This window comes from Variovorax sp. RO1 (assembly GCF_002849325.1).
Lineage (GTDB): Bacteria > Pseudomonadota > Gammaproteobacteria > Burkholderiales > Burkholderiaceae_C > Variovorax.
This window is the reverse complement of sequence record NZ_PKMT01000007.1, coordinates 251562-275917: the sequence shown is the minus strand read 5'-3', so window position 1 is coordinate 275917 and position 24356 is coordinate 251562. Positions and strand designations below refer to the sequence as shown.

Annotated in this window: 21 protein-coding genes; 7 read left to right on the top strand and 14 right to left on the bottom strand. The window is 67.2% G+C overall.

What is annotated here, in order from left to right; translation table 11 throughout:
• Nucleotides 1-9: 9 nt before the first annotated feature.
• Complete coding sequence (locus tag CY658_RS28135) at nucleotides 10-570, bottom strand: YggT family protein (protein WP_056572059.1); 561 nt, start codon at nucleotides 568-570, stop codon at nucleotides 10-12.
• 49 nt (nucleotides 571-619) lie between these two features.
• On the opposite strand from CY658_RS28135, the gene CY658_RS28130 reads away from it, so the two are divergent.
• The 4 genes from CY658_RS28130 to CY658_RS28115 all read left to right on the top strand — a co-directional run bounded on the left by CY658_RS28130 (nucleotide 620) and on the right by CY658_RS28115 (nucleotide 7063).
• Nucleotides 620-1264: an LON peptidase substrate-binding domain-containing protein gene (locus CY658_RS28130; protein WP_101493313.1), complete on the top strand. Its 645-nt coding sequence runs from the start codon at nucleotides 620-622 to the stop codon at nucleotides 1262-1264.
• Nucleotides 1265-1277: 13 nt separating this feature from the next.
• Complete coding sequence (locus CY658_RS28125; RefSeq protein ID WP_101493312.1) at nucleotides 1278-4550, top strand: glycosyltransferase family 2 protein; 3273 nt, start codon at nucleotides 1278-1280, stop codon at nucleotides 4548-4550.
• Between the two features lie 151 nt (nucleotides 4551-4701).
• The gene (gene lysS / locus CY658_RS28120; protein WP_101493311.1) at nucleotides 4702-6249 is read left to right on the top strand and encodes a lysine--tRNA ligase; all 1548 of its coding nucleotides are present in this window, start codon (nucleotides 4702-4704) and stop codon (nucleotides 6247-6249) included.
• 19 nt (nucleotides 6250-6268) lie between these two features.
• Nucleotides 6269-7063, top strand: coding sequence for a class I SAM-dependent methyltransferase (locus CY658_RS28115; protein ID WP_101493310.1), 795 nt, complete (start codon nucleotides 6269-6271; stop codon nucleotides 7061-7063).
• Nucleotides 7064-7112: 49 nt separating this feature from the next.
• Here CY658_RS28115 and CY658_RS28110 read toward each other — a convergent pair whose 3' ends face one another.
• Entirely contained in the window at nucleotides 7113-8450 is a 1338-nt protein-coding gene (locus CY658_RS28110) for a galactosyl transferase GMA12/MNN10 family protein (protein ID WP_101493309.1), read from the bottom strand.
• A 94-nt stretch (nucleotides 8451-8544) separates the two neighbouring features.
• Here CY658_RS28110 and CY658_RS28105 point away from each other — a divergent pair, with 94 nt between their 5' ends.
• The 3 genes from CY658_RS28105 to CY658_RS28095 are packed head-to-tail and all read left to right on the top strand — an operon-like array spanning nucleotide 8545 to nucleotide 12274.
• Complete coding sequence (locus CY658_RS28105) at nucleotides 8545-9810, top strand: Hsp70 family protein (RefSeq protein WP_101493308.1); 1266 nt, start codon at nucleotides 8545-8547, stop codon at nucleotides 9808-9810.
• Nucleotides 9811-9817: 7 nt separating this feature from the next.
• A complete protein-coding gene (locus tag CY658_RS28100; protein WP_101493307.1) occupies nucleotides 9818-10345 on the top strand; it encodes a YgjP-like metallopeptidase domain-containing protein in 528 nt (175 codons plus the stop codon).
• Nucleotides 10346-10369: 24 nt separating this feature from the next.
• Nucleotides 10370-12274 (top strand): glycosyltransferase, encoded by a 1905-nt coding sequence (locus CY658_RS28095; protein WP_101493306.1) that lies wholly within the window; start codon nucleotides 10370-10372, stop codon nucleotides 12272-12274.
• Here the strand turns inward: CY658_RS28095 and nagZ are convergent.
• The 12 genes from nagZ to CY658_RS28035 all read right to left on the bottom strand — a co-directional run bounded on the left by nagZ (nucleotide 12244) and on the right by CY658_RS28035 (nucleotide 24350).
• Nucleotides 12244-13341: a beta-N-acetylhexosaminidase gene (gene nagZ / locus CY658_RS28090; protein ID WP_101493305.1), complete on the bottom strand. Its 1098-nt coding sequence runs from the start codon at nucleotides 13339-13341 to the stop codon at nucleotides 12244-12246. The two genes, CY658_RS28095 and nagZ, sit on opposite strands and share 31 nt — an antisense overlap.
• Before the next feature lie 48 nt (nucleotides 13342-13389).
• Nucleotides 13390-13782 carry a holo-ACP synthase gene (acpS, locus tag CY658_RS28085; RefSeq protein ID WP_101493304.1) on the bottom strand — a complete coding sequence of 131 codons (393 nt, stop codon included), beginning with the start codon at nucleotides 13780-13782 and terminating at the stop codon, nucleotides 13390-13392.
• A complete protein-coding gene (locus CY658_RS28080; RefSeq protein ID WP_101493303.1) occupies nucleotides 13779-14558 on the bottom strand; it encodes a pyridoxine 5'-phosphate synthase in 780 nt (259 codons plus the stop codon). The genes acpS and CY658_RS28080 overlap by 4 nt, the downstream gene beginning before the upstream one ends.
• Nucleotides 14559-14584: 26 nt before the next feature.
• Nucleotides 14585-15460, bottom strand: a complete 876-nt coding sequence (locus tag CY658_RS28075; protein WP_101493302.1) for a DUF7164 domain-containing protein — start codon at nucleotides 15458-15460, stop codon at nucleotides 14585-14587.
• A gap of 44 nt (nucleotides 15461-15504) precedes the next feature.
• Complete coding sequence (gene recO, locus CY658_RS28070) at nucleotides 15505-16278, bottom strand: DNA repair protein RecO (protein WP_101493301.1); 774 nt, start codon at nucleotides 16276-16278, stop codon at nucleotides 15505-15507.
• A gap of 1 nt (nucleotide 16279) precedes the next feature.
• A complete protein-coding gene (gene era, locus CY658_RS28065; RefSeq protein WP_101493300.1) occupies nucleotides 16280-17245 on the bottom strand; it encodes a GTPase Era in 966 nt (321 codons plus the stop codon).
• Between the two features lie 7 nt (nucleotides 17246-17252).
• Entirely contained in the window at nucleotides 17253-17939 is a 687-nt protein-coding gene (gene rnc / locus CY658_RS28060) for a ribonuclease III (RefSeq protein WP_101493344.1), read from the bottom strand.
• 20 nt (nucleotides 17940-17959) lie between these two features.
• The gene (locus CY658_RS28055; RefSeq protein ID WP_101493299.1) at nucleotides 17960-18331 is read right to left on the bottom strand and encodes a DUF4845 domain-containing protein; all 372 of its coding nucleotides are present in this window, start codon (nucleotides 18329-18331) and stop codon (nucleotides 17960-17962) included.
• A gap of 41 nt (nucleotides 18332-18372) precedes the next feature.
• Nucleotides 18373-19338, bottom strand: a complete 966-nt coding sequence (gene lepB / locus CY658_RS28050; RefSeq protein ID WP_101493298.1) for a signal peptidase I — start codon at nucleotides 19336-19338, stop codon at nucleotides 18373-18375.
• A gap of 11 nt (nucleotides 19339-19349) precedes the next feature.
• The gene (gene lepA, locus CY658_RS28045; protein WP_099795567.1) at nucleotides 19350-21161 is read right to left on the bottom strand and encodes a translation elongation factor 4; all 1812 of its coding nucleotides are present in this window, start codon (nucleotides 21159-21161) and stop codon (nucleotides 19350-19352) included.
• A 522-nt stretch (nucleotides 21162-21683) separates the two neighbouring features.
• Nucleotides 21684-23162 (bottom strand): DegQ family serine endoprotease, encoded by a 1479-nt coding sequence (locus CY658_RS28040; protein ID WP_101493297.1) that lies wholly within the window; start codon nucleotides 23160-23162, stop codon nucleotides 21684-21686.
• Between the two features lie 108 nt (nucleotides 23163-23270).
• Nucleotides 23271-24350, bottom strand: coding sequence for a MucB/RseB C-terminal domain-containing protein (locus CY658_RS28035; RefSeq protein WP_101493296.1), 1080 nt, complete (start codon nucleotides 24348-24350; stop codon nucleotides 23271-23273).
• Nucleotides 24351-24356 lie beyond the last annotated feature (6 nt).

Here is a 24356-nt window from a genome sequence, read left to right as displayed (position 1 = left end):
GTCCTCAGGTCAGGCGCCGAGCCTGAATGCGAAGACCAGCAGGTTGCCCAGCACGATCGCCACCACCTGCAGCACCACGATGGCGGCCAGCGGCGACAGGTCGACCCCGCCGATCAGCGGAATGAAGCGGCGGAAGGGTCGCACCAGCGGCTCGGCCAGGCGCGAGATCAGGTCGAGCAGCATCGGCGAGGCGCCCGGAATCCACGACAGCACCGCGTACACCACCAGCAGCGCTGTGAGGCCCGACACCGCGAGCTGCAGCAGGCCGACCAGCGACACCAACGGCAGCGCCGTGATCCGCGCCAGGCTGCCGGCCAGCAGCCACAGCACCAGGAACTTGAGCATCACCAGCAGCCAGGCCGCGATCAGGCTCGCGAGGTCCCAGCGCTTCACCGCGGGCACGATGCGCCGCAGCGGCAGCACGATCCAGTCGGTGATGGCAAACACGAAACGCCCCAGCGGATTGCCGAAGGGCACGCGGTGGTATTGCATGTACAGGCGCAGCAGGCAGGCGCCGCCGAGCAGGCCGACGATCACGTCGAGAAGGAACGAAGGAATCTGATAGAGCATGGGTCGCAGCCGTGAGCGGAATGCGATGATAGCCACGCAAGGTTCTTAGATGACGACACCACCCCTTCTGCACTCACTGCCATTGTTCCCGCTCGGCACGGTTCTCTTCCCCGACGGGCTGCTTCCTTTGCGCGTCTTCGAGGTCCGCTACCTCGACATGATCGGCAAGTGCCGCAAGGCCGGCACCCCGTTCGGCGTGGTCAGCCTGACGAGCGGCGCCGAAGTGCGCAAGGCCGGCGCCGAGGCCGAAAGCTTTGCCGCCGTCGGCACGCTCGCCGATATCCGCGCGTTCGACGCGCCGCAAAGCGGCCTGCTGCAGATCGAATGCGTCGGCACGCAGCGCTTTCGCGTGCGCAGCAGCGAGCTGCAGAAGCACGGCCTGTGGATCGCCGAGGTCGACGCCATCGCCGACGACGTCGCGCTCGAGATTCCCGACGACCTGCAGCACACCGCCACCGCGCTGCGCCGCCTGCTCGACACCCTCGAAGAGCGCCGCCGCGCGCAAGGCGACACGGTACGCCTGCCGATCGGCGCACCCTACCGCCTCGACGACTGCGGCTGGGTGGCGAACCGCTGGTGCGAGCTGGTGCCGATGCAGCTCACGCTGAAGCAGCGCCTCATGGAACTCGACAGCCCGCTGATGCGCCTGGAGCTCGTGAACGACCTGCTGACGCGCACCGGCATCACCGAATGAATCGGTCGGCGAGATGAGCCCGGCGCCGGTCCGCTTCCACTCGATCATGCTGCGCGCAGGCGCAGACGCCTTCGCAGACAACCACCGCGCCTACTGCGCCCGCTGGGGCTACACGCACCGCCTGCACGCCATCGGCACGCCGCACAACAGCGCGCGCACGCTGCTGCTCTACAAGTACAGCGTGGTGAGCGCCGCGCTGGCCGATGCACCGGACGGCACGCTGCTGGTCTTCGCGGACGACGACGCGGCTTTTCTCGCCCTGCTGCCGGCGCCGGCCGTCATCGGCGACGCAGCGCACTGGATCGCCGAGAACGAGCACCACCACCGCCCCGAGGGCAGCTGCTTCATGCTGCGCGCCGGCCCCGAGGCCACGGCATTGGTGGCGTCCGTGCTCGACCGCCTGCGCGTCGCGCCCGACGCAGGCACCGACCGCTGGGCACACCGCGAACTCGAAGGACTCACCGCCCATCCGCACCACCAGCTCATCGACGGTCGGCACTACCCCAACCTGCTGTTTGCCCGCTTCGGCCACTACCTGCCAGAAGTTTCGGCTTTCGTGCTGTCGTTCAACCCTGCGGTCCACGTCGATGTCCAGGACTGGCGGGTGCGGGGCATCTTCGTTGCCTACCTCAACACGGTGCTGGCACGCGACGGCCAGCTCTACGACGACCTCCCGACCGCGCCCACGGGTCAGCCTGACTACGAGGTGCGCAACGCCGGCCGCCCTGTCGCCTTGCTGACCAGCTACACGCCCAACATCGCCGCGTACGCCCACCTCGGCGAGCGCAACATCGCCGCGTACGCCGACCACCACGGCTACACCCACCACGTCTACCGCGACCTGCCCGCCGATCTGCGGGGCCGGGTGGCCGGCAACTGGATCAAGCCCCGGTTGCTGCTCAAGCACCTGGCCGAGCACGAACAGGTGGCGTGGGTCGATGCCGACATCCTGATCCACGACCACACGCGGCCCATCGCTTCCCTGCTGCGCGGCCGGCCGGTGGCGCTGGCGCGCGACGTATCGGACTGCGCGTTCAACAGCGGCTTCATGGTGTTCTCGAACACGCCGGCCTGCATCGCGTACCTGGAGCGTGTGCAGGCGTTGATCGACGACGTGGCCGACAAGAGCGGCATCTATCTGTCCGGCGGCGACCAGTCGTTCTTCGTGGCCGCCTGGCGGGAAGCCGGCGGCGAGGCGGCGATGCCGCTGTCGGATGGCGTGTCTTTCAACTCGCACCCCGCGCTGCATGACGCCGACAGCTTCATGCTGCACTACATGGGGTACCCGGATCGCTTTCGCGCGCTGGTCATGCGCCATGACGCCCAGCAGATCGAACGCGGCGCCCACGGCACGGACGACACAAAAGCCCCAGTGCCCTTCCGGCCCGCGCGCCCCAAGCAGCGGCTGCACTTCACGCACCTGCACGGCATCCCGGACGTCGATCAGTTCGACGACATCGTCGAGTCGTACCGGCTGGCGGCGGAAGCGCTCGGCTACGAAACGAGCTTCACGCCGCACCAGCTCGATCCCGAGGTCGTGAACATCGTGTTCTTTGCCTGGCGCACCAACTGGCAGTGGTTCGACAAGCTCCATCCGCACTGCATCATCGTCAACTTCGAGCACCTGACGCCGGGCAATTTCTGCTTCTCCGAGGCCTACCAGGCGACGCTGCGCAACTGCTATCTGTGGGAGTACAGCCTCGCCAACTTCCAGAAGAACGTCGAGCTGGGCTTCACGGCGTCCGACCACGTGCCGCTCGCCTACCAGCGCGGCGCCGGTGCCGAGCCGGCCGCGGAAACCGTGCTGCCCGATGCGCAGCAGGACATCGACGTCGTCTTCTTCGGCGCCACCACGCCACGCCGCGTGCAGGTGCTGGAAGCGCTGATCGCGCGGGGCGTTCGTGCGGTCCTGCCCATGCCGCGGCCGTGGCGCAATGCCGAGCGCGATGCCCACCTGCGGCGGGCCAAGGTCGTGATCAACATGCACCAGCTGGACAACTCGCGCATCGTCGAAATTCCCCGGCTGACGGTCCTGCTGCGCAACCGCAAGGCGGTGGTCTGCGAGCTCTATCCGGACAGCGACCTCGACCCCAGCTTGCGCGACGCGGTGGAAGGCGCCCCGTGGGAAGGCCTGGTCGATGCCACGCTTCGCCTGCTGGCCAACCCGGCACGGCGGGCCGAACTCGAGCGCGTCGGGTACGAACGCCTGACCGCCCGGGCGCAGACACACTGGCTCGGCCCGGCGCTGGACCGCTACTTTCAATGGCAAGCGCAGCAGCCCGGCACCTGGAGCGAGGCGGCGCAAGCGCAGCGATTCCGGGTGGCGGTCGTGATTGCGGCGGCGCACACAGCGACCCAACCCCTGCCCAGCCTCGTGGCACAAGAACAATGCGAGCTGGCGGTCATCCGTGTCACCTCCGCTGCGCGCGTCGGCGAGATGGCGGCTCACCCCGACGACACCCTCATCCTGCTGCCCGGCAAGTTCAGCCGGGCCAGTGCCCGCGACGCCGCCATCCGCCAGGCCGATGCCGACTACCTCGTGTTCTGGGACGAAGGCGACACCGCCAGTCCCGACCGGCTTCACCGCCAAGCCGCCTTCCTGGCCGCGCACTCGGAGATCGACATCGTCGGCAGCTGGCTCGAGGAAGGCACAGGCGAGGCGATGCAGCTGCACCGCGCGCCCGAACTCGACCACGAAATCCGCGCCGAGTTTCTCGGTACCGACCGCGTGCTGCGCGCACGCACCTGCATGTACCGGCGCGAATTCCTCGTGCGGCACCACCTGCGCCACGACGAGGCCTTCGACGGCGACCTCGAAGCGCAGTACTTCCTGCACCGCTGCGCCACGGCGGGCGCCCGCCTGGCTGCCATCGCAGCACCGCTGTGCCGACGCGTCGTATCGATGCCGAGCGACGACGAGGCGCTCGCAGCCAGCGATGCCGCTGTTCGCTCGCAGCACGCCTTGCTGCGCGGGTACTTTCCGTCGCTCGCTGCCCACGAACACGAACAGCTGGCGCAGATGCGCGCCGCCTACTGGCCGCCCGATGCCGCGTTTGCCGCATCCGCGCTGGCGCTGATGGCGCAGGTGGCCGCAGGGCCCGCGCTCTCCCCGGACCTGGAGCGCGCCACGCTGGCACGCGTGCTCCGGCGCGAGGCCGTGCGGTTGATCCTTCGCTACCGCATGGCCGGGCTGATCGACGCCGCCTGGCTGGCGCAGCGCATGGACACCCCGGAAGTCGCGTACTTCCTCGCCCCCGCGCGCGATCAACTGATCGGAAAAATCTGACCCGCGCAGGGAGCACCGTTGACTACGGCGCTCCTTTTTTAGTAGCGCGTTGCGCAGAACCGACGGGCGCTCGCTGCGGCTTTTGCGCAAGGCCTATCGGCTAAAATGCCAACCCCCGCGCACGCTCCCGGTTGCGCCTCACCCGCCTCCCATGTCCGACTCACAGACCCCCCCCGTTTCCACGCCCGCCGTCGACGACAACCAGCTCATCGTCGAACGCCGCGAAAAGCTCAAGCTGCTGCGCACGGCGCAGACCGAAGGCAAGGGGGTCGCGTTCCCGAACGACTTCAAACCCGGCCACCGCGCTGCGGCGCTGGTCGCGCAGCACGACGGCACCGAAGCCGAGGCGCTCGAAGCGCAGGCCGTTTCCGTGAGCGTGGCCGGCCGCATGATGCTCAAGCGCGTGATGGGCAAGGCCAGCTTCGCGACCGTGCAGGACGCCACCGGCCGCATCCAGCTGTACGTGACGCGCGACGCCATCGGCGAAGAGGCGTACGCCGACTTCAAGCGCTGGGACCTCGGCGACATCCTCGGCGCCGAAGGCACGCTCATGAAGACCAAGACCGGCGAGCTGTCGGTCAAGGTGACCAAGCTGCGCCTGCTCACCAAGAGCCTGCGTCCGCTGCCCGACAAGTTCCACGGCATGGCCGACCAGGAGCAGAAGTACCGCCAGCGCTACGTCGACCTGATCACCGACGAGTCGGCCCGCGTGCGCTTCACCGCACGCAGCAAGGCCGTGAGCGCGCTGCGCGAGTTCATGGTGTCGCACGACTTCCTCGAAGTCGAGACGCCCATGCTGCACCCGATTCCGGGCGGCGCGAACGCCAAGCCCTTCAAGACGCACCACAACGCGCTCGACCAGGAAATGTTCCTGCGCATTGCGCCCGAGCTGTACCTCAAGCGCCTGATCGTCGGCGGCTTCGAGCGCGTGTTCGAGATCAACCGGAGCTACCGCAACGAGGGCATCTCGGTACGGCACAACCCTGAGTTCACGATGATGGAGTTCTACGCGGCCTACTGGAACTACCGCGACCTGATGGACTTCACCGAGACGCTGATTCGCACCATCGCCGACAAGGCCGTGGGCACGCAGCAGCTCACCTACGGCGGCAAGCCGGTCGACCTGACCCAGCCCTTCGAGCGCCTGACGATCCGCGAAGCGATCCTCAAGCACACCGATGCCGAGGGCGTGGCTCAGGGCGTGGACGACACCACCTGGCTCATCAATGCCCTGCGCAAGCTCGGCCTAAGCGAAGAAAAAGACAAGCTCTCGCAGCGCAGCCTCGCGAGCCTGCAGGTGATGTACTTCGAGGAAACCGTGGAAGAGAAGCTCTGGCAGCCGACTTTCATCATGGAGCATCCGACCGAGATTTCGCCGCTGGCGCGCGCCAACGACGATCGCCCCGAGGTCACCGAGCGCTTCGAGCTGTACATCACAGGCCGCGAATTCGGCAACGGCTTCAGCGAGCTGAACGACGCCGAAGACCAGGCCGCGCGCTTCAACGCGCAGGTGGCCGCCAAGGACAGCGGCGACGACGAAGCCATGTTCTACGACCACGACTTCGTGCGCGCGCTCGAGTACGGCATGCCGCCCACCGGCGGCTGCGGCATCGGCATCGACCGCCTCATGATGCTGCTGACCGATTCGCCGAGCATCCGCGACGTGATCCTGTTCCCGGCGCTGCGCCGCGAACTCTGACCTACCCGACGGGAATGCTGTGACCGACTTTCTCTGGCAAGACCGCGACAAGAAAGAGTACGTCTACCCGTTCAACCCCAGGCCCGAGTGCCTGGCCATGATCCAGCGTCCTCCCACGGTCGCCCTCGACATCGGTTGCGGTTCCGGCGGCGTCGGCCACGCGCTGCGCCAGCGCTTCCCCGACTGCCAGCTCTGGGGGTGCGAGTTCAACGCCACGGCGGCGCAGGTGGCGCGCGAACACTTCGACCAGGTCGTCGAGCAGGACGTGGAAACCGTCGACTTCGCCGCGCTGGGGCTCACCCGCCCCTTCGACCTCGTGTGCCTGTTCGACGTGCTCGAGCACCTCGTCAATCCGTGGCAACTGCTCAGCGGCCTGAAGCGCATCGTTGCGCCCGATGCGCACGTGCTGGTGAGCCTGCCGAACGCGTCCAACCTGCCCATGCTGTACGACGCCCTGCGCGGGCACTGGCGCTACACCCACTGGGGCCTGCTCGACTTCACGCACCTGCGCTTCTTCACCGATTTCGACGCGCGCAAGATGTTCTATCAAACGGGCTTTCGCGTGATCGACCACCGGTTCAGCTTTCCCGGCCCCGGCCGCGACATCTACGAACGCCACCAGGCGGATGCATTTCCAGCCACCCTGTCGCTCGAAGGCCTGACGCTGCAGGTGCAGTCCGCGGCCGACCTGGCCCGGCTGTGCGCCGAACAGAACCTCTACGTGCTGAGTCCGCACCACGGCGAGTTCCGCGACGCGGCCGAGCAGGAGATGGCCTCCAACGCTTACCCGCCGACCTACGCCTACGGCGGGTGATGCGCCGGCGCATTCCGCTCGCGCCACAGCGCAGGGGATGCCGCGTCGATCAGCCGGCCAACCGCTTGGCCCGCGCGTCGACGTCCGCCATGTACACCGACCGGTAAGGCTCCCCGAGCCCCACGAAGTGCACCAGCAGGCTGTCGTCGCCCGCCAGGTGCGGCGGCGTGTTGATGCTCAGGAGATCGGTCACGGTCGCATCGCCGATGAGCCCCTGTTCGGACAGCACCTCGTTCGTGTAGTACTGGTCGCCCTGGCTCGCGTACACGGTCGACTTGTCGTCGACGCGCGTGATGCGCTCCCACAGCATCGTGAGCAACTCGAGGTTGCGCTCGGTGTTGCGGAACGCCATCACGCCCGAATTCACGTCCCACGCGCCGATGTCCTTGGCGAAGAGCAGGTCGCGGCCTTCGAGCAGCGGCTCGATGCGTTTCGCCTGGTTGACGAACAGGGTGTCGGCGTCGACCCACACCACCCACTGGTGCTGCGCGAGGTGCCGCTTCACGAGCCAGCTCTTCACCCAGGCGCCGCTGATCGACGGGTCGAGCTCGTCCGGGATGGCGCGGTAGACGTGGTAGCCGTGGCCGTGCCGCTCGCAGTAGCGCCGCACGTTGTGCTCCGACACGCGCGCATAGACGTTGATGTGGTGCGTGTAGAGCGTGACGAAGGCGATGGGCGCCTGCTCATTGAGGCACGAATACGCGTCCTCCGAGATCGCCGGGTAGGCCGGCGACGGCAGCACGGGCTCGCCGTCGATCAGGGCCGCGTTCACGCGGCGCACCAGCAAGCGCTGCAGGTTGGCATCGTGCAGCAGCTCCTGCGTCACGCGGCCTTCGGCGTCCAGCGCGCGCAGACCCGCCAGGTGAACCACGAAGATGCGCGCGTTGAACCAGGTCGCGACCCGCCACGAGATGTTCACATAGCAATCGCCGACCTGTCCGTAGCACGGCAACATGCCCGCCGGTCGCAGCAGTTCCGCCTCGTCGAGGTGGGGCGTGACGAGCGCAACGACCCGGCTCGCCGCCTGGATGAACGCGTGCAGCAGCGCGCGGTTGGCCGCCGTGTTGCGCAGGATCATCAGGTTGCCGAGCGCGAGGCCTTTGGGGCCATCCACCGCGAGCAGGTCGCGGCCCTCCATCAGCACCTCGACAGCCACAGCGTGAAACACCACCGAATCGCCGTCGAGAAAAAGCAGCCAGTCGCCCTCGTCGAGCCCGCGCAGGCGGCGCAGCATCTCGGCGTACTTCGCGCAGTCGCGCAGCGCGGGGTGCGCGAGGCGGTCGCTCTCCACCCAGGCATGGGGATAGCCGAACTGGCGGCAGTAGTGCCCGTGGTTGCGCAAGACCGGCTCGTCGAAGCGGTCGAAGAAAGTCAGGCACAACGGCATCGACGGCTTCCGGGTGGGGTGGTCATTGGGCCGCAGTCTATCGCGCACTCCGGCCGACCCTCTACACTCTTGGGCCCTCCGATTTCCTGCTTGAATGAATCCCCTACGCACCCCGGCCATCGGCATCGATTTCGGCACGTCGAATTCCGCGGTCTCCTACGCCTCCCCCGGCGAGGCCGCGCGCCTGCTGCCCATCGAAGGCAGCGCCACCACCCTGCCGACCGCCCTCTTCTTCAACGCCGAGGACCGCAGCACGCACTTCGGCCGCGACGCCATCGCGCTGTACCTGTCCGGCATCGAAGGCCGGCTCATGCGCTCGCTCAAGAGCCTGCTCGGCAGCCCGCTGATGCAGGAAAAGACCGCCGTCTATGACGGGCTGGTCAGCTTCGAGGACATCATTGCGCGCTTCCTGCACGAGCTGGTGTCGCGCGCCGAACGCGAGCTGGGCACGCGCCCCGAGCGCGTGGTCATCGGCCGCCCGGTGCACTTCGTCGACGACGACGCCAAGCGCGACCAGCGTGCCGAAGAAAGCATGCGCCACGCCGCCCGCGCCGCCGGCCTGCGCGACGTGTCCTTCCAGTACGAACCCATTGCCGCGGCCTTCGACTACGAGCAGCGCGTCACGCGGGAGTCGCTGATCCTGATCGTCGACATCGGCGGCGGCACCTCCGACTTCACCGTGGTGCGCCTGGGCCCCGAGCGCATGGCGCGCGCCGACCGCGCCGACGACGTGCTGGCCACCAGCGGCGTGCACATCGGCGGCACCGACTTCGACCAGCGCCTGAACCTGGAACGCGTGATGCCGATGCTCGGGCTGCGCCACCTCGGCCCGAGCGGGCGCGAGGTGCCCAGCAAGGTGTTCTTCGAGCTGTCGTCCTGGCACCTGATCAACTGGCTCTACGCCCCGAAGGCCGTGCGCCAGGCGCGCGAGCTGCGCACCAGCTACAGCGACCGGCAGCTGCACGACCGCCTGATGACGGTGCTCGAAGAGCGCCACGGCCACCGCATCGCCAGCGAGGTCGAACAGGCCAAGATCAATGGCTCGGTCAGCGACGCCGAGGTGCAGATCGACCTGTCGTGCATCGAGCCGGGGCTCGTTTCCGCGCTGACACCGGCCGACATGGCGCAGCAGCTCGCGGCGCCGCTCGAGAACGTGGTGGCCTGCGCCCACGCCTGCGTGAAGCGCGCCGGCCTGCGCAGCGGCGACCTGGACGCCATCTACCTCACTGGTGGTTCGTCGGCCCTGCGCCCGTTCCAGCGGGCGCTGCGCGCGAGCTTTGCCGGCGTGCCGCTGATCGAGGGCGACCTGCTCGGCGGCGTGGCGGCCGGGCTCGCCTATTCGGCGCGCACGGCGGGGTAAGCCAACGATGAAATACCTGTCCGCGTATCCGCCCGCGCTGCTGGCGCAAGTGAGCGAGCTGATGGCCGCCGACAAACTCGGCGCGCTGCTGCGCGGACGCTATGCCGGCCTGCACGACATCCGCACCGACCGCGCGCTGTACGACTACGCCTGCGAGCTCAAGGGCGAATACATGCGCAAGGCCGAGCCGCTGGCCAAGGCGGTGTTCGACAACAAGCTGCACGTGGTGCGCCACGCGCTGGGCACCCACACCACCATCGCGCGCGTGCAGGGCAGCAAGCTCAAGACCAAGCGCGAGATCCGCGTGGCCAGCCTGTTCAAGACCGTGCCGCTCGAATGGCTGCGCATGATCGTCGTGCACGAGCTGGCCCACAGCCGCGAGAAGAACCACGACAAGCCCTTTTACGCGCTGTGCACGCACATGGAGCCCGAGTACCACCGCTTCGAGTTCGAGCTGCGGCTGTATCTGACGCACCTGGAGGCGGGCGGCGCGCCGCTGTGGCCTTCTGCGGTGGGCGCGCCGGGCTCGGATTGACTTGACCCGCTACAGTCGTCGCTCATGACCCTGCCACGGCTGCACTTCACCTCACTGTCCGAGGACGCGGTCTGCGGCGACATCGTGCAGACCTACCGGCTGGCGGCCGAGCGGCTGGGCTACCCGACGACGTACACCCGGAACAACATCGATCCGGGCGCAATCAACATCCTGTTCTTCTTCTGGGACATTCCGTGGAAGAACATCGCGCCGTTTCACCCGAACTGCATCGTCGTCAACTTCGAGCCGATGGTCGAAGGCTCGCATGCCTGGAACGCCAACTACCTCGACCTGCTCCCGCGCGCCTACCTGTGGGAGTACAGCAAGACCAACTTCCATCGCCACCGCGAGCTCGGCTACCAGAACGCCGACTGCGTGCCGCTCGGCTGGGAACCTGACGCGGCGCGCATCCTGCCGTTGTCGGAAGTGCTGCCCGAGGCGGAGCGCGACATCGACGTCTGCTTCTTCGGCTCGTTCACGCAGCGCCGGATCGACGTGCTCGAGGCGCTGATGGCACGCGGCCTGCGCGTCGAGACGACACGCGGCGGGTTCTGGACCCAGGCCGAGCGCGAAGACCGCATGCGCCGCGCCAAGGTCATGCTGAACCTGCACAACTGGGAAGACTCGCGCGTGGTCGAGACGCCGCGCCTGTCGATCCTGTTGCGCCACCGCAAGGCCGTGGTCTGCGAGCTCTATCCCGACAGCGAAGTCGATCCCGCCTTCCGCGATGCGGTGGTGGGCGTGCCCTACGACCAGCTGGTCGACACCGTGGTGGCATTGGTCGCCGATGCGCCGCGCCGCGCGCAGCTTGAACACGACGGGCTCGACACGCTCCAGCGGACCTTCGCGCCGCCGGACATCGGCCCCGCGCTGGAGCGCTACTTCGCCTGGCGCGCCCAACAGCCCGACCGCGTGCCGCCCGTGGCGATGCCGCGCGTGACGGTCTGCCTCACCGTCAGCCTGGCGCCCGACGGCACCCGCGACGACTGGCTGCAGGACCTGCGCGACTGGACGGCACAGGCCGACGTGGCGCTGGAGCTGGAGCTGGTCGTGGTGGCAGCAGGCTTGCCCGCAACGGCTGAAAGCGAGGCACGCGCCATCGCCCCCGACCTCCGATGGATCGCACTGCCCGTGGCCTGCGACCGCCCCACCCTGCGCAACCTCGCGCTCGCACAGGCCACCGGCGACCACGTCGTCTTCACCGCTGCCGGCGACCGTACCCTGCCCGGCCGCCTGCAGCGGCAGGCCGCGCTGCTCGCCGCCTGCCCGGACCTGGACATCGTCGGCTGCTGGAGCGAGACGTCGGCCGGACCGCTGAAGTACGCCCAACGCCACGACGAGATCGTGGCCGAAGCCTTGGGCTCCGAGCCGCTGCGGCTGTCGACATGCCTCGTCCGTCGCCGCTTCCTGCAACGCACCGGCGTGCGCCACGACCCCGAGTTCGCGGTGCACGACGACCTGCAGATGCTCTGCCGCTGCATCGTAGCCGGCGCGCGCTTCGCGGTCGTTCCAGAGGTGCTGCACCGCGCAGCGCCGGTCGCACCGCCAGCCGACCTCGCGCAGGCCGCCTCGCTCGCCATGCGCGCGCGGCGCGCGGTGCTGCGTCACCTGCTGCCGCGCAGCCGCGTGGAAGACATCGACCTCATCGCCCAGCTCTACGCCCACCTGTGGCCGCCGCAGCGCGACTTTGCCGAACAGCTGCTGCGCACCGTGGCGCACGCCTGCGCCGCGCCCGCCGGCTCGCCGCGGGTCGACGCTGAAATGCTGACGCGCGCGCTGCGCACCGAAGCCCTGCGGCTGCTGCAGGTGTTCTTTCAGGCCGGCCTGGCCGACAAGCCCTGGCTGGAGTCGCTGTTCGAAACGCCCGAGGTGGCCGCGTTGCTCGGCCCCGCGGCGAATCAGCTGCCGGTGCGGCCCTTCCGGGGCTGAGCGCCGGCCAGCAGGCGTTGCGCCTGCACGTAGCGTGTCGAGGCCGTGAGCGCCTGCCAGTCGAGTGATTCATCGCCCGGCAACAGCGACCGGCGCCGCGCTTCGCTGGCCGCATCGCCCTGCCAGCGCCCACTGGCTGCCGCCGCGGTGAAGCCATCGAGCATCTCGTCCAGCGGCCGGCCTTCGCCGATGCTCTGGTTGCACAGCAGTGCCAGGTCGCAACCTGCTGCGAGGGCCGCCAGCACGGCGTCGGTGTAGCTCAGCAGCTCGCCGTCGATGTAGCGCCCTGCTTCCATGCTCAGGTCGTCGCTGAACACGGCACCGTCGAACGCGAAGCGCTGGCGCAGGATGTCCTTCAGCCATTTCTCGGAGAAACCCGCCGGCCGCTTGTCGACCTTCGGGTAGATCACGTGCGCGGGCATCACGGCCGCGAGCGTACCGGCCAGCCAGTCGTAGGGCTGCGCGTCGTCGGCCAGGATGGCCTTCAGGCTGCGCCGGTCGACCGGGATCTCGACGTGCGAATCGGCCTGCACGAAGCCGTGCCCCGGAAAGTGCTTGCCGCAGTTGCGCATACCCATGTGCAGCATGCCGTGCATCACGCTCTTGGCGAGCAGCGCGACCACGCGCGGGTCGCGGTGAAAGCTGCGGTCGCCGATCACGCTGCTGCCGCCGTAGTCCAGGTCGAGCACGGGCGCGAAGCTGAAATCGACGCCGCAGGCGCGCAGCTCGCCGGCCAGCACCTGCCCGGCGGCGGTGGCGACCTGCGTGGCACGCAGGGCATCGCGCATCCACAGTTCGCCCAGGCTGCGCATCGAAGGCAGCCGCGTGAAGCCGTCGGTGCGAAAGCGCTGCACGCGCCCGCCTTCATGGTCGACGCAGATCAGCAGGTCGGGCCGGATCGCCTTGATCTCGGCATTGAGCGCTGTCATCTGCGCGCGGTCCTGCCAGTTGCGGGTGAAGTGGATCACGCCGCCCACGTGCGGGTTCGCGAGGCGCCGGCGGTCGGCGGCGGTGAGTTCGGTGCCGGCCACATCGATGAGGAGCGGCGCGTGGTTCAGTTCGGTCATGTCTGTCGATCGATCAGTCGGCAAGGCGCGACGGCGCCGGAGATTCGTTCAGGCCTTTTCCACCACCACGAAGCTGGCGGCGTACTCGGTTTCGTCGGTGACGGTCACGTGCGCCGTCAGGCCCTGCGCCTCGAACCAGTCTTTCAGCTCGCCGTGGAGCACGATCACTGGCTTGCCGCTGCGCAGGTTGGCGATCTCGCACGAGCGCCAGGTCATCGGCATGCGCATGCCCAGGCCGATGGCCTTGCTGAAGGCTTCCTTGGCGGAAAAACGCGTGGCGAGGTAGCTCAGGCCGCGCTTGGGCCAGCGTGCGGCGCGGGCCTGCCAGATGGCGAACTCGGCATCGCTCAGCACCTTGCGGGCGAAGCGCTCGCCCTGGCGCTCGAAGGTGGCCGCGATGCGACGCACGTCGCAGATGTCGGTCCCGATGCCGTAGATCATGCGGCGTCGGCGATGCAGCGCAGGTAGTCGCGCGTGGTGGCGGCGTACCCGAGTTCGAGTGCATCGGCGACGAAGGCATGGCCGATCGACACCTCGTGCACGCCGCGCACTGCACGCAGGAACGGCGTGAGGTTGTCACGGCTCAGGTCGTGGCCGGCGTTGACGCCCAGGCCCGCCGCATGGGCGGCCTGCGCCGCGGCCACATAGCGCGCGAGCACGGCGGCTTCCTGCGGCGTGCCGCGCGAGGCGGCGTAGCCTTCGGTGTAGAGCTCGACGCGGTCGGCGCCGACGGCCTTGACGGCGGCCATCATCTCGGGAATCGGGTCCATGAACAGGCTCACGCGCACGCCCAGTGCCTTGGCTTCGGCGATCAGCGGGCGCAGGCGCTCGGCGTCTTCCGGGAAGCTCCAGCCGTGGTCGCTGGTCGACTGGGTTTCGCTGTCGGGCACGAAGGTGGCCTGGTGCGGCTTGAACTCGCGCACGAAGTCCATCAGGTTGTGGAAGGGGTTGCCTTCGATGTTGAACTCGATGGCCGGCCAGTCGCGCGCCAGCAGCGACCACAGGTCGCTCACGTCGTGCGCGCGGATGTGGCGCGCGTCAGGCCGTGGGTGCACGGTGATGCCCTGCGCGCCGGCGGCCAGACAGGCCTGGGCGGCGCCCACCACGCTCGGGATGCCGAGGTGACGCGTGTTGCGCACCAGGGCCACCTTGTTGAGGTTGACCGACAGGGCCGTGGTGGCGCGAGGGAGGGAGGAGGTGCCGGAGGTATCGCTCATGGACGCAGTCGCTTTCTTCTCTTCGTTCATGCGCCGCCCGCACCGGCCCGGAGGTCGTCGGTGGGGGTGACGGCAAGCCAGTGACAGTAGCCGCCGAGCGTCGTCCTGTCGATGTCGCCGGGCGCCATGTGGTCGTAGGCGCCGGCACGGAAATGATGCTTCGACCAGTACTGGTCGGTGTGCCAGCCGTGGATGTGCAGCACGTCGCCGCCCAAGGTGCGGTCGGCGTAAGGCAGGTGGTCGAGCAGGCCCAGCGAACAGCGCTGCGGGTAGGTGCGCCGCAGCGCCAGCTCGCCGGCGTACATGGTGAGCACGTTCTTGCACCAGCCGGGCCACTCGCCCTGGAAGTCGCGAAACTCCTCGTCGAGCAGCTTGTGGCAATAGTCCAGTTGGGCCTGCACGAAGTTGCCCACGAACTCGGTCGGCCCGAGCACCGACGCGCCCACGTTGTGCAGCCCCGAATGCGGAAAGCCCCAGCGCGCGCTGCATTCGGACAGCTTGCGGCGCACTTCATCCTGGTACGCGTAGGCACCGAAGCCGAAGCACAGGCCGGTCGGCTCGAAGCTGGCCAGCGCCGGCGTGACGAAGGTGTCGCAGTCGGTCTTGAGGATCGCGTCGTAGTTGCGGCACACGGCGAGCACCGCCGGGTCGCACAGGTTCGCGATCGAATTGATGTAGCCGTAGCCTGCCCACTCGGCGTGCTGGTCGGCGTAGGGCAGGCCCGGAATCACGACGATGCGGTCGTCGGTCGGCAGCTGCGCGATGACGTTCGGGTGGCACACCGCAATCAGCTCGCCACCACGCGCAAAGACGCCGGAGACGATCATGCTCCGGTACAGCCAGTGGAACTCGTCGACGATTTCTTTCTTGTCGTCGACGTAGACAAGGACACCCAGACGCATGGCTTCGGTTCTCAGGTTGGCGGTTCGATCGATCGTGCGCCGGGCTAGAGCGCTTGCAGATCTCTCATCATTTGCCGCGTGCGCAGCGTGGTCACGCCGCAATGGTAGTTGAGCAAGGTGCGCAGCTGGTTTCGCAGGGCACTGTTGCTGCCGGCGCTCATCGTCGCGACCTCGCGCAGGGTGGCGGTGAACGGCGTGCGGTCGTCGAGCACGTCTTGCAGCGCCCGCCAGTCGGCCCCGGCCAGCGCGGCCTCGTCCTTGGCCGCCTGCCGCAGGCCGGCTTCGGGCACAAGGCTGTAGCGCGTGCGGGCCGCCAGCGGCTCCAGGGTGAGCGTCTGCACGTCGAGCGAAGGCAGCAGGCCGACCGAACGCAGCAGCAGCAGCTCGAAGGCGCGCAGCGCGGCGGCCTGCGTGGCGGCCTGGGCGCCTGCGTGGTCGCCGGCCAGCACCTGCACCACGCCGGCATAGGCGTCGAACAGCGCCTCGTGCGCGTCGTCGCGCGCCAGCAGGCGCAGCAGCAGTTCGTTGACGTAGTAGCCCGAAAGCAGCGCCTCGCCGGTCGGCATGACGTGCCCGCCCATCCACTCGGCGCCCTTCAGCGTGCGGATCTCGGCGTCGCCGCCGTAGTTGAGCTGCAACGGCTGCAGCGGCAGCAGCACCGGGCGAAAGTTGGAACTCGGCCGCTTCGCCCCCTTGGCCACGAGCGCGATGCGCCCGTGGTGGCGGGTGAAGACCTCGAGGATCAGGCTCGACTCGCTCCAGTCGTAGCGATGGAGCACGTAAGCCGGTTCATGCGAAACGCGATGAGCGGCGGCCACTTCATTCGTAGCCGAACGAACGGACGCGGGCTTCGTCGTCGGCCCAGCCCGAACGCACCTTCACCCACAACTCGAGGAACACCTTGGCGTCGGCCAGCTTCTCGAGCTCGACGCGGGTTTCCATGCCGATGCGCTTGATGCGCTCGCCCTTGTCGCCGATCACCATGGCCTTGTGGCCGTCGCGCTCGACCACGATGGTGGCGGCAATGCGCAGCAGGCGCTTCTGGCCCTTCTTCTGCGGCGGCTCTTCCTCGAACTTGTCGATGATGACGGTCGAGGTGTAGGGCAGCTCGTCGCCCGTGAGGCGGAAGAGTTTTTCGCGCACCAGCTCGCCGGCGAGGAATTTCTCGCTGCGGTCGGTGAGCTCGTCTTCAGCGTAGAACCAAGGCTGCTCCGGCAGGTATTTCTCGCAGATGCCGAACAGGCGCTCGACGTCTTTCGCGTTCTTGGCCGACATCGGCACGAATTCAGCGAAAGCGTGCTTCGCCTGCATGGTCTGCAGCCAGGGCGCGATGTCGCCGCGGCGGTGCACGTTGTCGAGCTTATTGGCCAGCAGCACGGTCGGGATGCCCTTGCCGAGCAGCTTGAGCACGCGCTCGTCGGCCGGCGTGAAGCTGCCGGCTTCGACCACGAAAAGAATCAGATCCACATCGCCGACCGCGCCCTGCACGGTCTTGTTGAGCGACTTGTTCAGCGCATTGGCATGCAGGGTCTGGAAACCCGGCGTGTCGACGAACACGAATTGCGTGGCGCCCAACGTGCGCATGCCGGTGATGCGGTGGCGCGTGGTCTGCGCCTTGCGCGAGGTGATGCTGATCTTCTGGCCGACCAGCGCATTGAGCAGCGTCGACTTGCCCACATTGGGCTTGCCGACGATGGCGATCAGGCCGCAGTGCTGCGGCCCGGTGGCAGGCGTGTCGCCTGCGGTGTCTTCGGGTCCCGTTTCGGGATGGGTCACATCGTTCATTCTGATTTCACGCGGCGCCGCGTGCCTTGAGCCGGATCAACATGGCGGCCGCGGCAGCTTGCTCGCCGGCGCGGCGCGAGCCGCCGATGCCGCGCTCGCGAAGGCCCAGCTCGGGCACCTCGCACTCGACATCGAAAGTCTGCTTGTGCGCTGCACCCAGCGTCGCTGCCACGCGGTACACCGGCAGCTTCATTTTGTGGCCCTGCAGCCATTCCTGCAATTCGGTCTTCGGGTCCTTGGCGGCGGCTTCCATGCGCGGATTGATCGCGACCGCCTCGTAGAGCCGGTGCACCAGCGATTGCGCAGCAGCGAAGCCGGCGTCGAGGTAGACCGCACCGATCAGCGCTTCGAGCGCGTCGGCCAGGATCGAAGGCCGGTTCGGGCCGCCCGAGCGGGCTTCGCCCTCGCCCAGGCGCAGCAGCGGCGACAGCGCCAGCCCCAGCGCGAGCTGGTGCAGCGTGTCCTGCTTGACCAGGTTGGCCCGCACGCGCGACAGGTCGCCCTCGGGCAATTCCGAGAGACGGATGTACAGCAGGTGCGAGACGGCCAGGTTCAGCACCGAGTCGCCGAGAAACTCGAGGCGCTCGTTGTGGTCGGCCGAGAAACTGCGGTGCGTGAGCGCGAGCTGGAGCAGCCGCGGGTCCGAGAACGTGTACTGAAGGCGCGCCTGCAGCGCGACGAGGCTGCCGTCCACCTTCTTGTTCGACACCGCGGTCAGCGGGTCTGGCCCTTGTATTTGAGCGTCAGGTAGGCCGGCCCGAACAGGGGAATCTCGCGTTCGTACGCATACCCCACGACGACCTTGTCACCCACCTTCTTGATCTCGAGGTCCCGGCCGCTGACCGACTTGAAGTCGTCGATGGCCTGGGCGCGGTCGAAGATCGCGCGGATCTCAGGCACCGTGGCGCCTTCCTTGGCCTTGTTGGCGGCCTTGTCGATGGCCTGCCATTCGATCAGCGTTGGAATGACCTGCGCGACGACGACGCCCGCGCAGCCCAGCACCACCGCGACGAAAAGCAAACCGATGAACGAGATACCGCGCTGGTGCGCAGCACTGCCACGGACGGACCGACTGTTGGTTCTCATGCCCTCTTACCCCTCGAACAGTAACGTTGACTGTTGATTAATTATTGAAACGGACCGATGCGACCGAGATCGCCGAAGTTCATCCAGACAAAGAAGGCCCTGCCCACGATGTTCTTGTCCGGAACGAATCCCCAGAAACGGGAATCGGCCGAATTATCGCGGTTGTCGCCCATCATGAAATAGTTGCCTTCGGGCACCTTGCAGACCACGCCCTCGACCGAGTAGCGGCAGTTCTCGCGGAACGGGAAGTCGCTGGCGCCCGGCACGAAGGCGGGGGCGTTCTCGTCGTTGAGGATCTTGTGCTGCTTGCCGCCGAGGTCTTCGTCGAACTGCTTCAGGATGCGCATCGACTCGCCATCGAGGTAGTCGGCGATCGGGGCCTTGCCCACCGGCTGGCCGTTGATCGTGAGCTTCTTGTTCAGGTAGGCCACTTCGTCGCCCGGGATGCCGACCACGCGCTTGATGTAGTCCATGCTGGGCTTGGGCGGGTAGCGGAACACCACCACGTCGCCACGCGCCAGCGGCGTGCCGTCGGTGAGCTTGGTGTTGATGACCGGCAGGCGCAGGCCGTAGGTGAACTTGTTGACCAGGATGAGGTCGCCGGTCAGCAGCGTGGGCATCATCGAGCCCGAGGGAATCTTGAAGGGCTCGTACAGGAACGAGCGCAGCAAGAACACCACCAGGATCACGGGGAACAGGCCCGCGGTCCAGTCGAGCCACCACGGCTGCATCAGCAGGCGCTCGCTGGCCTTGGCGTCGGTGGTGTCGACCTGGGTGATGCCCTGCCCCGCCAGCCGCGTGTTGCGTTCGGCGATCGAGCTGTCGAGCGTGGCGGCGGCGCGTTCGCGCGCCGGCAGGAAGTAGAAGCGCTCGGCCAGCCAGTAGACCCCGGTGACCACCGTGGCCACGAACAGCAGCAGCGCGAAGTTGCCTTCGAGCGCGCCGAAATACCAGGCGCCGACATAGCTGGCGAACGCCGCGAGAACCAGGGTGGTGAGGTATGCCATGTTCGTGGTGATCAGTCTTCGACTTGCAGAATCGCGAGGAAGGCCTCTTGCGGGACTTCGACGGAGCCGATCTGCTTCATTCTTTTCTTGCCCGCCTTCTGCTTCTCGAGCAGCTTCTTCTTGCGGGAGATGTCGCCGCCGTAGCACTTGGCGAGCACGTTCTTGCGAAGCGCCTTGATTGTCTCACGCGCAATGATCGTGACCCCGATGGCCGCCTGGATCGCCACGTCGTACATCTGGCGCGAAATGATCTCGCGCATCTTCGACACCACGGCCCGGCCGCGGTACTGCGACTGGCTGCGGTGCACGATGATCGACAGCGCATCGACCTTGTCGCCGTTGAGCAGGATGTCGACCTTCACCACGTCGGAGGCGCGGTACTCCTTGAACTCGTAGTCCATGGAGGCGTAACCGCGGCTCACCGACTTCAGCTTGTCGAAGAAGTCGAGCACGATTTCGCCGAGCGGCATCTCGTAGGTCAGCATGACCTGGCGGCCGTGGTAGGCCATGTTCAGCTGCACGCCGCGCTTCTGGTTGGCCAGCGTCATGACGGAGCCGACGTATTCCTGCGGCATGTACAGGTGCACGGTGACGATGGGCTCGCGAATTTCCGCCATCTTGCCGACGTCGGGCATCTTGGACGGGTTCTCGACCATGATGACTTCGCCGTCGTTGCGCACCACCTGGTAGACCACGCTCGGCGCGGTCGTGATCAGGTCCTGGTCGAACTCGCGCTCCAGGCGCTCCTGCACGATCTCCATGTGCAGCAGGCCGAGGAAGCCGCAGCGGAAGCCGAAGCCGAGCGCCTGGCTCACTTCGGGTTCGTAGCGCAGCGACGAATCGTTGAGCTTGAGCTTCTCGAGCGCGTCGCGCAGCGAGTCGTACTCGCTGGCTTCGGTCGGGTACAGGCCTGCGAACACCTGCGGCTGGATTTCCTTGAAGCCGGGCAGCGCCTCGGTGGCCGTGGCGGCCGCACCGCCGGTGCCGGGCCGGATCAGCGTGACGGTGTCGCCGACCTTGGCCGCCTGCAGCTCCTTGATGCCCGCGATGATGTAGCCCACCTCGCCGGCTTCGAGCGAAGGGCGCGGCTCGTTGCCGGGCGTGAACACGCCGACGCTGTCGGCGTTGTACATCGCGCCCGACGCCATCATCTTGATGCGCTCGCCCTTCACGAGGCGACCGTCGACCACACGCACCAGCATGACGACGCCGACGTAGGCGTCGAACCAGCTGTCGACGATCATCGCGCGCAGCGGGCCGTCGGGATTGCCGCGCGGCGCGGGCATGCGCGCGACGATGGTCTCGAGAATCTCGTCGATGCCGACGCCGGTTTTTGCGGAGCACGGAATCGCGTCGGTCGCGTCGATGCCGATCACGTCTTCGATTTCGGTGCGCGCGTTGTCGAGGTCTGCGTTCGGCAGATCGATCTTGTTGAGCACCGGGATCACTTCGACGCCGAGGTCGAGCGCGGTGTAGCAGTTGGCCACCGTCTGCGCTTCGACGCCTTGCGATGCATCGACGACGAGCAATGCGCCTTCGCATGCCGACAGCGAGCGACTCACTTCGTACGAGAAGTCGACGTGGCCCGGTGTATCGATCAGATTGAGGTTGTAGACCTGTCCGTCGCGTGCCTTGTAGTGCAGCGCGGCGGTCTGCGCCTTGATGGTTATCCCACGCTCTTTTTCGATGTCCATCGAGTCGAGCACCTGCGCTTCCATCTCGCGTTCAGCGAGACCGCCGCAACGCTGGATCAAACGGTCTGCGAGTGTCGACTTGCCATGGTCGATGTGCGCAATGATCGAAAAATTTCTGATGTGATTCATCAACGGGAACGCTTAAGTACTTGAATTGGCTCGGGCGCCGAGGGGCGGGGCCAAGAAAAAAGGGCGCGTCTTCTGGAGACGCGCCCTGAACCAACAAGCAATGGCAACTGCAGTAGTTGGAACTTCATTGTAGGCAAAAAGGGAAGCACGTACATCCGGGAACAGGGTCCAAAGGGCTCGTTGCAGGTCCACAACATTAAAGATACAAACAGGTTATCCACAGGAACGGTGGAGCACTCACTGAACAACTTGTGGGCGATCTGTGGAGCACCGGTGGACGGCTGTCTGACATCTCGCATCGTGAAGGCCTTCGCCCTCTTTATGCGCTGACTGGCTGCCGAGAGCTGTCTATTCTACCGAAATCCATCCTTAGCCCTTTTATAAGTTAGTAGTCGCAAACAAATATTGGCGTTTTGGAGGCCCCGGATTTTTTTAGAGGCCGGCGCCGAAGCGTCGTAAACACCTCGAAAAAATGGCCCCAAACCCGACTGCCGGGTGGGGCCACTTGACGCCGGCGCCGTATCAGCGTGCGGGTCGGATCAGCGCGTACTGCGCCCAATCGCCCCGGCGGTAGAGCACGCTCAGCGACTTGGCCTTGTCCGCCTTGGCCACTGCCGCCTCGAATTCGCGGGCATTCGCCACTTCGAGATTGCCCACGGCCAGGATGACGTCGCCCTCGCGCAGGCCGGCCCGTGCCGCAGCATCGTTGGCAGCGTCGACCTTCACGCCGCCCTTCAGCTTGAGTTCTTTCTTCTGCGCATCGCTGAGATCGCTGATCGCGAGGCCGAGCGACTTGAGTGCTGCGGAGGCAGACGGCTTCGCAGCCGGTTCGTCGCGGTCGGTCGCGCGCTTGGCGGGCTTGTCCGGCTCGATCTCGGCGATGGTCACGCTGAGGTCGCGCGAGTTGCCGCGACGGAACACGGTGAGCGTGCTCTTCGTGCCCGGCTTGGTGTTGCCCACGAGGCGCGGCAGGTCGCTCGGCTTCTCGATCGCCTTGCCGTCGAACTTGGTGATGACGTCGCCCGGCTCCACGCCGGCCTTCTCGCCTGGCGAACCGGCTTCGACGCCGCGCACCAGAGCGCCCTGCGCCTTGCCCAGGCCGATGGCTTCGGCCACGTCCTTGGTGACCTGATCGATCTGCACGCCGATGCGGCCGCGCGACACGCGCCCCGAGGAGCGCAGTTGCTCACTCACGCGGATGGCTTCGTCGATCGGGATCGAGAACGAGATGCCCATGAAGCCGCCCGAGCGCGAATAGATCTGACTGTTGATGCCCACCACTTCGCCGCGCATGTTGATGAGCGGGCCGCCCGAGTTGCCGGGGTTGATGGCCACGTCGGTCTGGATGAACGGCAGGTACTCGCCGGTGTCGCGCTGCTTGGCGCTCACGATGCCGGCCGTGACGGTGTTCTCGAGGCCGAAGGGCGAGCCGATCGCCATGACCCACTCACCGACGCGCAGCTTCGAAATGTCGCCCACCTTCACCGCGGGCAGGCCCGTGGCTTCGATCTTCACCACGGCCACGTCGGTGCGCTTGTCGGCACCGATGATCTTGGCCTTGAACTCGCGCTTGTCGGGCAGCGTGACCAGCACCTCGGAGGCGTCTTCCACCACGTGCGCGTTGGTCATCACGTAACCGTCGCCCGTCAGGATGAAGCCCGAGCCCACGCCGCGCGGGCGCTCTTCTTCTTGCTGCGGACGGTTCGGGCGCGGCCCCTGGCGCGGAGTGCCCGGCGCCGGCTGGCCGAAGAAGCGGCGGAAGAACTCCTGCATCTCCTCGTCCATCTCGCCATTGCCGCCGCCGCGTTGCGCGACCTTCTCGACGGTGCGGATGTTGACCACGGACGGGCCGACCTGATCGACCAGGTCGGTGAAGTCGGGCAGCGTGCGCGTCTGCGCATGCACCGACTCGACCGGCAGGAAAGTGGCACCGGCCGTCAGCGCCAGCGCAAAGGCCAGCAGACCGGAACGAAGCTTGTGTCCCTCGACTTTGAACATCATCGGTTGTCTTTCCAAAAGAACAGAGCTGCAAATAACGACAGAGGCTATGAGTAGTCAGCGTCGGCTTGGTTCAGCATGAACGCCTGCATGGCGTCAGCCCATGGCCCGTCAGCGCGTGCGCGCGAGGCTCTGGGCAAAGGCATTGAGCGTTTGCTGGGGCACTTCGCCGACCGCCGTCAGCCACCAGTCGCTGGCCGGTGCGGGCAGTCGCCGGCGGATCGCGTTGGTGGCGCCGATGGTCAGCACGCCATCGCTGGGCGTGCGCGTAGGGTCGTAGCGTTCGATGAAGAGCGAGACGGTCGCGAGGCCGTCGGAGAAGGTCCACTGCACCGTGGTGGCCTCGGGCTTTGGCGGCTTGCCGTCGCCGCCGGGCAGCGCGGGGCGTCGGTAGAAGCTTCGGGGCTTGAATCCGGCCACGGGTGTGCGCAGCATCCAGCCTTCGTCCTGGGCGGTGCTGCGCTCGAGTTCGAGCTTCTCGATGCGGTAGCCGTTCGTGTTGGCCATCATCTGCGCCAGCGCCTGCGCCTTCACGGGCGCATCGAGCTGCAGCTCGGAAAACGCCGACTGCTCGACCACGCGGGTGTCGCTGTCGACGGTCTGGAGCTTGACCACGAGACCGGAGCGACGCTCGCTCCAGATGCGGTAGCCGAAGCGCAGGCCGTCGCGCGGCACCAGCTGCACCACGTCGGCATCGAAGCCCGCGACGCGGTCCTTGCCGATGGCGCGCACGTCGTAGTAGTCGCCCACCGACGAATCGGGCTTGTCGGGCAGATTGGGGAAGAGGTCGAGGTTCTCGCGCTTCTCGACCTTCACGACCTTTGCCTCGGGCAGGAAGGTCATCACATTGCGGTTGCGCCGGAAGGTCGAGCGCGGCGGGCCCGACAGTGCTTCGATGCGCTCCAGCTGGTGATCGCCGTCGCGCACATGCCAGATGCGTGCGCTCGACAGGTCACCGCCTGGGGCCGACACCACGAAGGTGCCCACATAACTGCGCTGCCGCGCGCCGGCATGCATGCGCTGTAGCCATTCGGTCACACCCATAGCCGGCGGCTCGTCGTTTTGCGCCGAAGGCACGCTCTTCGTGTTGGCCGCACCGTAGCGGGTCTGCGCGGCGGCCATCTGCCCCAGGCAGAGAACGGCGAACACGAGCACGAGGGTGCGTGCGGAAATCGGCATGTGAACGGTCATTGCAGG